Origin of the sequence: Sphingobacterium sp. UBA6320, from assembly GCF_002440335.1 — a bacterium.
Classification (GTDB): Bacteria; Bacteroidota; Bacteroidia; order Sphingobacteriales; family Sphingobacteriaceae; genus Sphingobacterium.
Genome location: NZ_DJTA01000010.1, coordinates 83,383 through 95,133, shown reverse-complemented (window position 1 = coordinate 95,133; position 11,751 = coordinate 83,383). Strand labels below are relative to the sequence as shown.

General features: G+C 33.7%; 13 protein-coding genes. 5 read left to right on the top strand and 8 right to left on the bottom strand.

Annotated elements, in window-relative coordinates:
• Nucleotides 1–9: 9 nt before the first annotated feature.
• Nucleotides 10–171, top strand: coding sequence for a hypothetical protein (locus B3P23_RS06310; RefSeq protein ID WP_248753390.1), 162 nt, complete (start codon nt 10–12; stop codon nt 169–171).
• A gap of 147 nt (nt 172–318) precedes the next feature.
• Here the strand turns inward: B3P23_RS06310 and B3P23_RS06305 are convergent, their stop codons facing one another.
• The 5 genes from B3P23_RS06305 to B3P23_RS06285 form a co-directional block, all read right to left on the bottom strand.
• Entirely contained in the window at nt 319–996 is a 678-nt protein-coding gene (locus B3P23_RS06305; RefSeq protein ID WP_293925119.1) for a hypothetical protein, read from the bottom strand.
• A gap of 35 nt (nt 997–1,031) precedes the next feature.
• Complete coding sequence (locus tag B3P23_RS06300; RefSeq protein WP_045754883.1) at nt 1,032–1,367, bottom strand: hypothetical protein; 336 nt, start codon at nt 1,365–1,367, stop codon at nt 1,032–1,034.
• Nucleotides 1,368–2,053: 686 nt separating this feature from the next.
• Nucleotides 2,054–3,010 (bottom strand): YihY/virulence factor BrkB family protein, encoded by a 957-nt coding sequence (locus B3P23_RS06295; RefSeq protein WP_293925118.1) that lies wholly within the window; start codon nt 3,008–3,010, stop codon nt 2,054–2,056.
• A gap of 16 nt (nt 3,011–3,026) precedes the next feature.
• On the bottom strand, nt 3,027–3,743 hold the full coding sequence (locus tag B3P23_RS06290; RefSeq protein ID WP_293925117.1) for a type 1 glutamine amidotransferase domain-containing protein: 717 nt from the start codon (nt 3,741–3,743) through the stop codon (nt 3,027–3,029).
• Between the two features lie 165 nt (nt 3,744–3,908).
• On the bottom strand, nt 3,909–4,901 hold the full coding sequence (locus B3P23_RS06285) for an aldo/keto reductase (RefSeq protein ID WP_293925116.1): 993 nt from the start codon (nt 4,899–4,901) through the stop codon (nt 3,909–3,911).
• Nucleotides 4,902–5,319: 418 nt separating this feature from the next.
• On the opposite strand from B3P23_RS06285, the gene B3P23_RS06280 reads away from it, so the two are divergent.
• Nucleotides 5,320–6,363 (top strand): DNA topoisomerase IB, encoded by a 1,044-nt coding sequence (locus B3P23_RS06280; protein ID WP_248753385.1) that lies wholly within the window; start codon nt 5,320–5,322, stop codon nt 6,361–6,363.
• Nucleotides 6,364–6,449: 86 nt separating this feature from the next.
• Here the strand turns inward: B3P23_RS06280 and B3P23_RS06275 are convergent, their stop codons facing one another.
• Nucleotides 6,450–6,956 (bottom strand): sigma-70 family RNA polymerase sigma factor, encoded by a 507-nt coding sequence (locus B3P23_RS06275; protein WP_045754878.1) that lies wholly within the window; start codon nt 6,954–6,956, stop codon nt 6,450–6,452.
• An 812-nt stretch (nt 6,957–7,768) separates the two neighbouring features.
• On the opposite strand from B3P23_RS06275, the gene B3P23_RS06270 reads away from it, so the two are divergent.
• Complete coding sequence (locus B3P23_RS06270; protein ID WP_293925115.1) at nt 7,769–8,170, top strand: hypothetical protein; 402 nt, start codon at nt 7,769–7,771, stop codon at nt 8,168–8,170.
• Between the two features lie 196 nt (nt 8,171–8,366).
• On the opposite strand, the gene B3P23_RS06265 is transcribed toward B3P23_RS06270, so the two are convergent.
• The gene (locus B3P23_RS06265) at nt 8,367–9,356 is read right to left on the bottom strand and encodes a Gfo/Idh/MocA family protein (protein ID WP_293925114.1); all 990 of its coding nucleotides are present in this window, start codon (nt 9,354–9,356) and stop codon (nt 8,367–8,369) included.
• A gap of 190 nt (nt 9,357–9,546) precedes the next feature.
• Nucleotides 9,547–10,446, bottom strand: coding sequence for a LysR family transcriptional regulator (locus tag B3P23_RS06260; RefSeq protein ID WP_248753383.1), 900 nt, complete (start codon nt 10,444–10,446; stop codon nt 9,547–9,549).
• Nucleotides 10,447–10,839: 393 nt separating this feature from the next.
• Between B3P23_RS06260 and B3P23_RS06255 the strand changes: the two genes are divergently transcribed.
• Together B3P23_RS06255 and B3P23_RS06250 are read left to right on the top strand one after the other, a co-directional pair.
• Entirely contained in the window at nt 10,840–11,457 is a 618-nt protein-coding gene (locus B3P23_RS06255; protein ID WP_293925113.1) for an NAD(P)H-dependent oxidoreductase, read from the top strand.
• On the top strand, nt 11,454–11,582 hold the full coding sequence (locus tag B3P23_RS06250; protein ID WP_293925112.1) for a putative quinol monooxygenase: 129 nt from the start codon (nt 11,454–11,456) through the stop codon (nt 11,580–11,582). The genes B3P23_RS06255 and B3P23_RS06250 overlap by 4 nt, the downstream gene beginning before the upstream one ends.
• The last annotated feature ends 169 nt before the right edge of the window (nt 11,583–11,751 follow it).

Sequence of the window (11,751 nt, the reverse complement as noted above, 5' to 3'; positions counted from 1 at the left end):
CTATCACATATGAAAAATCAAACTGCAAAACCAGAGGTGAAAGGAAAGAGAAAGACTTCAGTTACTCAGACACAAACCAAAGTGAAAAGCGATACTGGTACTAGGCCATCAAAAGATACTAATCCATTGCCGCCAAATCCAAATGAAGTCGATAATCACGATGATGCATGATAAAATAAATGCAATCATCTTCTACATATAGCTTCGGGAATTGATAGATAACGATTATCTATCAATTCCCACTTTAAGAATAAATTTCAATTGATTAATTACAAATTATATATAAGAATTATAGCACGATTATCACAAGCAACAACCTTACTTCTTAGTTTGAAATTTATTATACAAATCATAATCAAATGGTATGCGCATGGAAAGATCTTTTGCTTCCCAAATATCTCCTTTTGAAGGTTGATAAAAATCATATGCAGGCTTAAGAAAATGATCCCCATTTGGCGCCTCTTGCCAATCTTTAGTATCTCGATTATACAGTAATATCATACAGCTTACACAATGGTAGCTACCTTCTGTATGGGGGTTATCATAACATTTTCCGACTTTGATATTTATCTTTTGATTGATAATAACATCGGTTAATCGACCTTTAGTGAATCGAATCAAAGCAGCTTGGGCATCCTCATGATCAGGTACATGGGAAGAAGGAATTAAATTCTCGAAATTTGCATTTTTAATTTTCTTTAATTCCTCATCTTTAACCTCTGGTGCTACTCGATTTGTATCTAATGAGTAGATATCTTCGGGAGATACCGCCCTTTCTACTTCAGTAACCCTATTACCGTCAGTTGGATTATTGGCTAATATCATTTTATTTTCTTCATAATTTTTCCAATCTGATTTTGAATACGTGACATACTGTTGAATTTTATAAAGCAATGTTTCATGAGGTGAAACATAAATAAAATTGCTCACCACGAGCAGCACAAGTACAGTTGCTGTTGTTATTAAAATAATCATTTTGGTTTTATTCTTTTTCATTGGAAATTTGTTTTATTTTTAATTCTTCAATTTATTTAAACCTGCGAACGCAATCTGATCCAGTTGAGTACAAAAAGCACCAAAAAAATAATAACAATATAAAGCTGCACCCTATTTACTTGCTTTGCACCAAATTTCCACACAAAGATTCTATCAATCACAATAAGAAGAAAAATGGGAATTCCACCAAAAATAATATACATCGCCGCTAATTTGTCTGCAGCAGAAGCTCCAGTATAAAGCACTATGGCAGTGAAAATTCCAATTAAAATCGATAATATACTGAGTGCAAAAAAAATGGTTACTTTGTTTTTAATGAATTCCATCATATTTTCATGTAAAATTAAATTTATATATTCTTTTTTGAGCATAGAACCCTCCTGTTGGCATTTATTCTTTAATCACAAACAGCGACAACAACATGACTGTGTTACTAAAACATAAGTGTAAAGTAAAAGACAACCATCACCAAAAAGATAAATTCCTTCATTGTTAGCATAACGCCCACTAACTTCCCTCAGATGATTTTCGCCAGTATCATTATAAGAGAATGGAATATCCTGTGCAAAGAAAAATAATCAAAGATAATCTTCTCATTATTTTAATGATCAGTTGAAATCATATATTTTAAAAATATAAGGAACCTATAGGTTGATATACATATCATAACACGCACTATTAAGCGGATAGAAATTGATTTGTAATAATTCCATAATACTATCGTAAAAAAGACAGCTTATACAGGAGATCAGAACAGTACAAATGCGCTCTAAAAATCAAAAATTAGTAAGATTTTAATAATTAAAAATAATATTCTTTAAGAAATTTAACACAAAAATCAAACCGAAATGCTAAACATAAATCGAATAGGGTCATGCACTAAAAAATAAAATGCCCGCATAAAGCGTTTTACTTTTGCGAGCATTCAAATTTTATTATCTGTTTCACTTATCATACATACTGAGTTGATAACAAGTAAATTGTATATGTATGTATTTCAACGTATTTTAGTCAAAGAGTTAGTTTCATAACTACTTAAACATGATGATGCAGAAACTTATTTATCAGCGGATACATCTTCAGGAGGAATTTCAGTAACAATACGTTCTCTCTCCTTTTCTTCAACATACACCGCATAATCGGCTGGTTTGATAGGAATACCATTTGCTACGGCAAATTCTCTGGTATAAACAGCACCAAAATAGAGGATCGCAGCAGTATAATATACCCATAATAGCACTAGAACTAATGCTCCAGCGGCACCATAGGTAGATTCAGTACCTGAAGATTGTAAATATAAACCAATTCCGTATCGACCAATAATAAATAAGATCGCGGTAAAGAAAGCACCAACGCGAACTGTTTTCCATTCGATTTTAACATCAGGAAGAGTTCTAAATATGATACCAAAAAGAATAAAAATAATTGCAAAACTTAATGCAAAATTGACCGCATCCATAAAAAACACTGTTATATCTGGAAAATAGAGTTGCAACTGATCTGTAAATGCTAAAATAATGCCATTAACAACTAAAGTAACCATCAATAGAAATCCGAGGCCTACGACTAAAGAAGAAGATAACAAACGATCGGTTATTAATTTTAACCATCCACGTTTTGGTTTTGCGCGTACGTGCCAAATTCTATTAATCGAATTTTGTATGTCTCCAAAGACTGTAGTTGCTCCAACTAACAATGTAATGATACTGACTATTAATGCCAAGTTTGATTTTCCGGACAACTTAAGATTCATGATCACTTCTTGAATCTGCTTAGCTGCACTTGGACCGACTAAGCCCCTCATCTCAGAAAATACTTTACCTTGAATAGCATCTTCACCAAAAAATATCCCTGCTAACGATATCATCAGAACCAGTATAGGGCCAATCGAAAAAATTGTATAGTATGAAAGGGATGCGCTGTACTTAAGGCAGTCTTCATTGATAAATCCTAACACCGCATTCTTGAATACTTCAATATATTTTTTAATAAATCCTTGTTCTTTTTTTTCCATATGTTTAATCTAATTTTTATAATTCCAGGTTTTCTTTATTTAGTCCCTGAAGGATTTCTATAATTTTCAGTGCGGTTGGTCCTGCAGATAAAGGATTTTGCCCCGTTACCAAATTGCCGTCTTGCACGACATGAACTCCAAAGGGTATTAATGCAGAACTGAAGTCTGCTCCCAATTCTTGCAATTTAGTTTCTAATTGATATGGAATATGCTGATTTCTAAACACTAGCTTTTCCTCCACGTTTGTAAATGAAGTCAATTTTTTGCCAACCAAATAGTCTGGATGATCCTTGGCAAGAGCAAGTAAGGCAGCAGGGCCATGACAAACAGCACCTACTGGCTTACCTTCCTTAATAAAATCTTGAAGCAATCTGCTTACATCTGGATGTCTTGACAAATCCCAAAGAGGTCCATGTCCTCCCGGGATAAAAACTGCATCGAATGCCGAGGAAAGAATATTATCCAGTGAAAGTGTATCTTTAAATTGTGACTGTGCAGTTAAGTCATCTGCAAATCTCTTATTAGAAGCCGTAACATGTTCTGTCAGCTTACTCATAGGGTCGATCGGAGGCTCTCCTCCTAACGGACTAGCAAAAAGAACTTGATACCCTGCATCTATAAATTTATAATATGGATCTGTCATTTCACCTAACCAAACACCTGTCCTATTGTCTGTATCTTCCATTTTATCATGAGAAGTTAAGATCATCAATATATGCCGTTTATTTTCCATTTTTGTTTAATAAAAATTGTTAAAATATAATTAGGTTATAATCTTAAGTAGTGAGCATGTACCCATGTTTAATTATACTATATACTCATTAAGTAAGTGGTCAAAATTTACTATGATATAACGAGAGCCAATCTAATAGACAAATTAAATACACACTCCTGGATACTAAGATTCTGTCGGCACTTGAGCATTTTTGTAAATGAGTCCTTCATGTTTTAGTTCCTGCCACAGTTCATTAGGGATATTTACATGTAGAGCATTTACATTACTAATGACCTGGTCCACTGTGCTTGCTCCTGGCACAATTGAAACAAACGAATCGCTAGCGAGGACAAATTGCATAGCAATTGCAATGATATCAACCCCATAATTAATACCAATCTGTGCAATACGGTTCCTTTTTTCAACCATCCCTTTGGGTATAGTAGACTTGTAATTATAGCGATTTCTTCCGGCAATAAATCCAGAATTATAACCTGCTCCAGAAACGAGCTTGACTCCCCGATCTTTTACTACAGGCAAAAGACGATCGACAGCATCCTCATGCTCAAGAATGGAATACTGCGTTGCTGATAGACATACATCTGGGTCGGCAACCTCTAAACAATCTAAAATTGGCTCAATCTTATTGACTCCTAAACCCCAGCTCTTTATGATACCTTGATCGCGGTAGTCTGAAAGCACTTTAAATGCGCCTTGCTGAGCTTGCTTAAAAAAATAAGGATATCGATCACCAACTTGATCTTCGGACAAGTCATGAACAAATACAATATCCAAATGGTCTACTCCCATTCTTTGTAAAGTATCATCGATCGATCGTTTTGTCCCATCAGCTGTATAATCATGTTCAAAATCAAATGAAAATGGAGATTTCCACATTGTCGGAGGAACTGCTTCTGGTATTACCGGTTCAAACAAACGACCGATTTTAGAAGATAGTAAATATTCAGATCTATCCTTTTCTTTTAAAAACTCTCCAAATCTAGCTTCACTTTTTGTCAATCCGTACCAAGGAGAAGTGTCGTAATAGCGAATACCCAAATCCCAGGCTTTTTGTAATATCATTTGTGACTGAGTATCGGACAAAACCTCAAATCCTGTTCCAATAGCTACTCCACCTAATCCTAATCTATGTTTTTCTTTAAATAAATAAGCCATACTCTATAATTTAATGATTGACACTATTGATATAACGAATGATAGATAAAAAGGTTCGGTCTTTACTTATCTATGACCAAGCTGTTTTGAAATCGAGAAGCGGCAACGGTCGTATTTCATTAAAGTAGAGATTTGTCAACATGGAAATACAGGATAAAAAATCATTAAATGAATTTCAAATTATTTACCTGTTACAAATACTTAAACTACTGCAAATAATACGCAAAATCTGACTTCTCCAAACATTGTGACTACTCATTAGTTTAAAGTATTACCATAGAATTAGGACAGGATACGAAATCTACGGTAACCTACAATTTATAATAAATAGGATGATTAAAAAATAATACAAGTACGCGCGAATTTTAACATGAGGCGTTTAATTCTTGATTCTACCAAAAAACAATAAATTTTTTCTATGAAAACAGCAATCTCTTCTCCTCATCCAGCTGTGGAGCTAAATCTGCGTTACGTAACTGGTAAAGAGTCTGGTTACACTCGCAAACAAAAAAATGGAAAATTTTATTATTTTTCAAAAAAAGGACTGATTGAAGACGAAAATACAATTGAAAGAATAAAAGCACTGGTCATACCACCTGCGTGGCGTAATGTATGGATATGTAAATTCAAAAATGGTCACATACAAGCTACTGGAATAGACCAACGAGGCCGTAAGCAATATAAGTATCACCCAAATTGGTCCAGTATACGCAATCTCAAAAAATTTGATCGATTAGTAGGCTTTGCTAAGAAGATGAAGTTACTGCGCAATCAACTTACAAAAGATTTACGTAAAAGAGGGATGACCAAAGACAAAGTCTGTGCAATCGCAATCTGCACTATGAATGCTACTTATATACGTGCTGGTAATAAGTCTTACGAAGTGGAATATGGGTCTTTTGGTCTTACCACCCTAAAAAATAGACATATAAAAATAGACCGTAATGAAATTTTTTTTAAATTCAAAGGTAAAAAAGGTGTCTTACAGCAGGTATATCTCAAAGAACCAAAAATTGCTAAAATGTTAAAAAATCTCAAAGATATCCCTGGGCAGGAACTATTTCAATATTACGATCAAGAGGGTGAAATCCAAAGACTGGATTCTGGAGATCTAAATCTTTATTTAAAAAAAGCAATGCAGGAAGATTATACTTGTAAAGATTTTAGAACCTGGGCAGGTTGCTCTTTGGCCTTAATGATGATGGCTCAACAGCCATTTTCTGAAATTGAAAGTGATCGAAAAAAAATGCTTTTGAATATTCTTGATTATGTTGCTGATCAATTGGGCAATACGAGAACAGTCACCCGCAACTATTACATACATCCTGATTTGCAAAAACAATATATATCAGGTTCATTGAAAACAATACTTGCTAAGCTAAAGAAAAAAATAGAAATGAAAGATGCTAGTGATGCAACAGAGAAAAGTCTGCTAAAATTCATTAAATCATTAGAAGCGTAATTTTAAACGGACAATGCTCCAAATACAAGGGCTCTCCAAAAATTAGATTTTAGAGAGCCCTTGTATTATATTAATAAAAGTTTAATTTAATTTTTATAGGTTGCTAAAGTACCTTTTAATCTTTTACGTGCAATGTGAATACGTGTTTTTACAGTACCAATAGGAAGATTAAGGTGTTCTGCAATTTCATTATATTTATAACCTTCGAATAACATCGTAAACGGCACATAAAATCCTTCATCTAATTCACCTAATGCTCTTTGAATATCTTCCATTACAAACTTATCTTCACCACCATTTCTAACCGACGAATAATGAAGATGTGCGGTACTTATTTCGTCTTCTGTCGTAATAAACGAACGACTTTTTGTGGTACGTCTATAATTATTAATAAAAGTATTGCGCATAATGGTATAAAGCCAAGCTTTTAGATTAGATCCCTCTTGAAAATTACGAAAGTAGCTAACCGCTTTCAACATTGTATCTTGCAATAGATCATTGACCTCGTCATGATCATTTGTAAAACGTTTTGCAAAAACCTTGAGCTCATTTGTTTGCTCAATTACTTGGGTGTTAAATTCTGTCTTCGTCATAAAGGATAATTTTTGTGCTGTACTGTTATAAATCTCTGTTAACGCTTACTTTAATTTTATCTGGCAATACTGATATTAATTAAAACAATTGATCAAGATTGCTGTTAACAAAAGAGCAAACAGTATGCTATATCCTTTAGATTTTATTCTTAAAAAAGAGTATTTATACGTTTAAACCCAAAGTTAAATCAAGAAGTCTATTGTTAAAATACACAGAACCTCAATTAAAGGAATGAATTTATACCAATGACTAGGTATTTAACCCCCATGAAAGGTGAAAAATCTTATATTCGTTTTTGGCAGCCCATGATGGTACCGAAATCGAATAAATAAGTTGTCTACTTCTCTATACAACTAACTAGGAATAGTGCCAGAAAGCAAAGAATACAGTTAAAATCACAGCTCTAATTCTATAATTTAAAATCATAACGCTCAAATGAGTATAACTTCTCTAAAGCATTTATTAAATTACTTGGATGAGCAAAAAGAGAATACCGTGGATCATCTCAAATTTTCATCCGATGCGCAAACCTATTTATATTATGGTTCGAAGATGACACCCAATAGTATAAACCTCTGTTAAGCCATTTTGTTAGTAAAGATCAGTGAAAGATCTGTATTCACTTCTGCAATGTTTATCAAAAGGACTTTTAACAGGTATAATCGTTCAAGGAAATAAAGCAAGATATATTGCCATGAGTTATAGCAATCCAGTGAACAAAACTAAGTCTATGCTATAATACGATAAAAAAGTACAGTAATTAGTATATACTCAAGATTTAGTACACGAACTAAACCTTAGAAATTATAATATGAATGATGCAGTAAATATACAAGGTATGTATTCTATTTATAGTGCAAATAGATGTATAAAATTCAGTATCTTCGCAACTATTATGGGTTACGCAAAAGAAAGAAAAAAGCTTGAGAAGCTTTCTGAAAAAACAATTGAACTTCAACACTTTGATATTGCTAATTTAGCTATCATAACGGATATATTTGAGCAATATTCTCACACGATAAGGATACTTAAAAATAAAGATACTGAAACATTTAACAGCCTTTATTTAAATGAATTACAAGCAGTAAAAACAGCAAAAACTGCTTTAAAATTGTCAGAAGAAGTAGATCGTCAGATTCATTTCATGGCTTACAAAGAAGTATTATTGGATGCAATAACAAAAACTATTCAAGCTACTATCGATGTTGCTTAATTAGTTATTGATAAAACATAAAAAATAGGAATCTACCCTTTCAAGGTCGGTTCCTATTTTTTTTTAAACTTAGTAGACATGTAAAAGGTAGGCAGCTCATCCTTATAATTAAACATATTTAATTGTATTTAAGGTTAGATTTTTATCAAAAAATAATCAATAAAATTATTCAACAGAACGGCTTAGAATTAGAAAATCAATGATAGACTACCGCAAATGTATCAATCATCTGCATTAATGTAACTGCCTCTTCTATTGAACTTGGATTTGTCCCCTTCCCTAAAAAGTAATTTACAGTATTATCAATCATCGGATGTTGGATGTTTTCGGGATGTGTAAAGAAAATTTCACGCTCTCCTTCGCTCCCTTTTAAAGTGATGTTATTGCCGAATATTGAAAATTTTAAGCTCCCTAACTCACCTATTACCTCACAAGTATCCACATTATCGGATTTCGATACATTAAAATTCCAACTTCCATTAAATACAATTTTATGATCAAATAATATCGTTCCTATAGTTTGATCTGCGACGTTATTGTTATGAGGATTTTGAACCTGACTAAAACCCGAATAGGACAGCGGTTTTCCAAAGAAATAAAGCATTAGATCTAGTTGGTGTGGCGAAAGGTCAAAAAAATATCCTCCACCTGAAATTGCTGGATTTGTACGCCAGTTTGATAGATCTTGAGTAACTAAATCAGGAGATCTAGATTGCCATAGACGTAAATCTACAAGTCTTATATCACCGATCACACCTTGCGTAATGATTTCTTTAATTTTGAGAAACATAGGAAGTTGTCTTCGATAGTGAGCAACGACAAGCTTACCTTGATATTGCTCAACAGCGGCTGCCAGACATGTCGCCTCATCTGCATTGAGCGTAACTGGTTTTTCGATATAAACTGCTTTACCATATTTCAATGCCTTGATAGCATATTCAAGATGTGAAGAAGGCGGTGTAGCGATATAAATGGCATTAATCTCGGAATTCAGTAATAACTGATTCACAGCATCATACCACAATGGAACCTGATGCCGACGTGCATAGTCTGCTGCTTTTTTGCCATCCCTCCGCATGACAGCTAACAACTGACTATTACTGACTTTATTGAAGGCTGGTCCGCTCTTTTTTTCCGTTACATCACCACATCCAATAATCCCCCATGTGATCTGCTCTTTTTTCATTTCTATTCTATAAAAATCAGTTTTTATGGTATGAATCAAAATAAGGATGATCTACCTAGCTTTTTAATTTCACCAATCATAGTATACATAAATCCATGATTTTAATTTTACTTAATTTCTTACAAACAAATCAACCGCCTATTCTTTATCTATCCATTAATAGAGTTCCTAATGATGGAAAAAATCACAATTATCTTGCCATTACTTTTCTGAATAATACTTTGATATGATCAATCTCGTCGTGATGAACAGTTTTTTTCCGATTGCCGAAATATAGAGTGTTTTTCAACTTTTTATCCCCTTCCCAGATCAGTTGTATACTTCCGTTATCAATCTCGCTGTGACATAAAAAATCTGGGACTACAGCTAAACCAGTTCCAGCACTTAGACAACGCACAATTGAATTGAGATTGGGAACAATATAGTTGGGTCTAAAATCTGGCTTTTTACCAAAATTTAAGTTCCAAAAATTAAAAAGATGTTCCATATCACCAGTTGTGCCATACCACTTCTGCTGCTTCAGCCACTCCTCAATAAAACCCTTATTTTTTGTTTTCAGTACCTCTTTAAAAGCCTCAGTATCGACCTCCTTTCCCCCTACCAGCACGATTTTTTCATATGAAAACGGTTCATGTTCAATATTGGCAGACACCCCCTTTTTAGGGGTGATGATCAAATCTAAAATACCTTTGTCCAGTTGATCAAGCATCTCAGGATACTCTCCAAAACTGATAATCAGATTAAAAGGAAGTGTCGAGACATACTGTTCCAAAGTAATCTGAAAAGTTTCAAAACACATACCTACACTTATTGTCGGGATATGTTTCTCTGTTGACCGCTGAAAGTTTTTCTCCACCTCCTCGAGTTTTGTTAAAGGCTCGACCAACGCATTAAATAATACTTTTCCATGTTCTGTTGGTATCATTTTACGACCTGTACGGTCAAACAATTTATTTCCAACATAGGTTTCCAGCGAACTTAGATGCAAACTAACACCAGGTTGCGAAATAAATAAGATTTCCGCAGCACCTGTTAATGTCCCTGTCTTATAGATCGCTTTAAACGTGCGATACCATTCTAAATTAACCATAGTATCAAAAATATGATGTAAAAATACTAAAAGTATCATAAAAATGATAAATCGCGACCGATATAAAAAATCATATATATGAAAAACCCGCATTCTTCCATCAATATAATTCACTCTTTTTAAGAATATTAAAAGAACACCACGCTGGTTAATAAACCTTTATTGCTCACAATCGCCCCTATTGAACACGGCAACTCTTACAAAGTAGCAACTGAAAGCAAAAGTATCATAAATATGATAGTTAACTATAATTTACCCTATTTCTATAATAATACAAAGCCCAATACCTTTGTAACAGAAATTTAAAATAAAATGAAATATTCACGATAGCCAAAAAGCAATGAAAGTAATCTGGATATTCCATAGACACATTAAAATACAATTCATTTACATATGAAAAATATATTAATTATCAACGCCGGACAATCATTCGCGCATTCAAGTGGACGGTTCAATAAAACAGTAACGGAAAATACAGTTGCTTTTTTTGAAAAGTTTATGGATGTGGAGGTAAAAGTGACAACGATATCCGAAGGATACGACAAAGACACAGAAGTGGAGAAATTTGTTTGGGCAGATTATATTATCTATCACACTCCGATGTGGTGGTTTCAGGTTCCAAATGGTTTTAAAACATATATTGACGAGGTATTTACAGCAGGTCATGGAAAAGGAATTTATCGAAATGATGGAAGACGTTCCGAAAACCCCGACATCGACTATGGCACTGGAGGCATGTTACAGGGCAGAAAATACATGGTTACATCCAGCTGGAATGCACCTAAAACAGCTTTTACATTACCCGGAGAGTTTTTCAAGCAAACCAGTGTAGACGAGGGACCGCTATTTGGTTTCCATCGCATGAATGCATTTGCATCACTAGAAAAATTAGAAAGTTTTCACTTTCATGATGTTGAAAAAAATGCTGACATTTTACGCGATATGCAAGCTTATGAAAATCATCTTGAAAAAGTGTTCACAGAAATAGTAACAGAAAAATTAGTATCATGAAAATTTATTTAACAGCCATCATCAAGGCAAAAGGCGAGTGTAAGGATGAAGTCCTTTCTGTATTACAATATATGGTTGAAGAAACACGTCAAGAAGAAGCATGTGAATTATACAGCTTACATTAAGCTATTGATGATGATAATCTGTTTACCTTCTACGAGATATGGAAATCAAAATCGGGTCTAGACAATCACAACCGACAACCTTATATTCAAGCATTTGGTAAATTGATAGAAGAAAAATTACAGGAGCCCCCCACGATATTGATTACAGCATTAATTTAAAAAAAGAACA

Excerpts from the sequence above, each read along its gene's own strand:
- B3P23_RS06310 (WP_248753390.1), top strand. The coding sequence starts at position 10 with ATGAAAAATCAAACTGCAAAACCAGAGGTGAAAGGAAAGAGAAAGACT.
- B3P23_RS06305 (WP_293925119.1), bottom strand. The coding sequence starts at position 996 with ATGAAAAAGAATAAAACCAAAATGATTATTTTAATAACAACAGCAACT.
- B3P23_RS06300 (WP_045754883.1), bottom strand. The coding sequence starts at position 1,367 with ATGCTCAAAAAAGAATATATAAATTTAATTTTACATGAAAATATGATG.
- B3P23_RS06295 (WP_293925118.1), bottom strand. The coding sequence starts at position 3,010 with ATGGAAAAAAAAGAACAAGGATTTATTAAAAAATATATTGAAGTATTC.
- B3P23_RS06290 (WP_293925117.1), bottom strand. The coding sequence starts at position 3,743 with ATGGAAAATAAACGGCATATATTGATGATCTTAACTTCTCATGATAAA.
- B3P23_RS06285 (WP_293925116.1), bottom strand. The coding sequence starts at position 4,901 with ATGGCTTATTTATTTAAAGAAAAACATAGATTAGGATTAGGTGGAGTA.
- B3P23_RS06280 (WP_248753385.1), top strand. The coding sequence starts at position 5,320 with ATGAAAACAGCAATCTCTTCTCCTCATCCAGCTGTGGAGCTAAATCTG.
- B3P23_RS06275 (WP_045754878.1), bottom strand. The coding sequence starts at position 6,956 with ATGACGAAGACAGAATTTAACACCCAAGTAATTGAGCAAACAAATGAG.
- B3P23_RS06270 (WP_293925115.1), top strand. The coding sequence starts at position 7,769 with ATGAATGATGCAGTAAATATACAAGGTATGTATTCTATTTATAGTGCA.
- B3P23_RS06265 (WP_293925114.1), bottom strand. The coding sequence starts at position 9,356 with ATGAAAAAAGAGCAGATCACATGGGGGATTATTGGATGTGGTGATGTA.
- B3P23_RS06260 (WP_248753383.1), bottom strand. The coding sequence starts at position 10,446 with ATGGTTAATTTAGAATGGTATCGCACGTTTAAAGCGATCTATAAGACA.
- B3P23_RS06255 (WP_293925113.1), top strand. The coding sequence starts at position 10,840 with ATGAAAAATATATTAATTATCAACGCCGGACAATCATTCGCGCATTCA.
- B3P23_RS06250 (WP_293925112.1), top strand. The coding sequence starts at position 11,454 with ATGAAAATTTATTTAACAGCCATCATCAAGGCAAAAGGCGAGTGTAAG.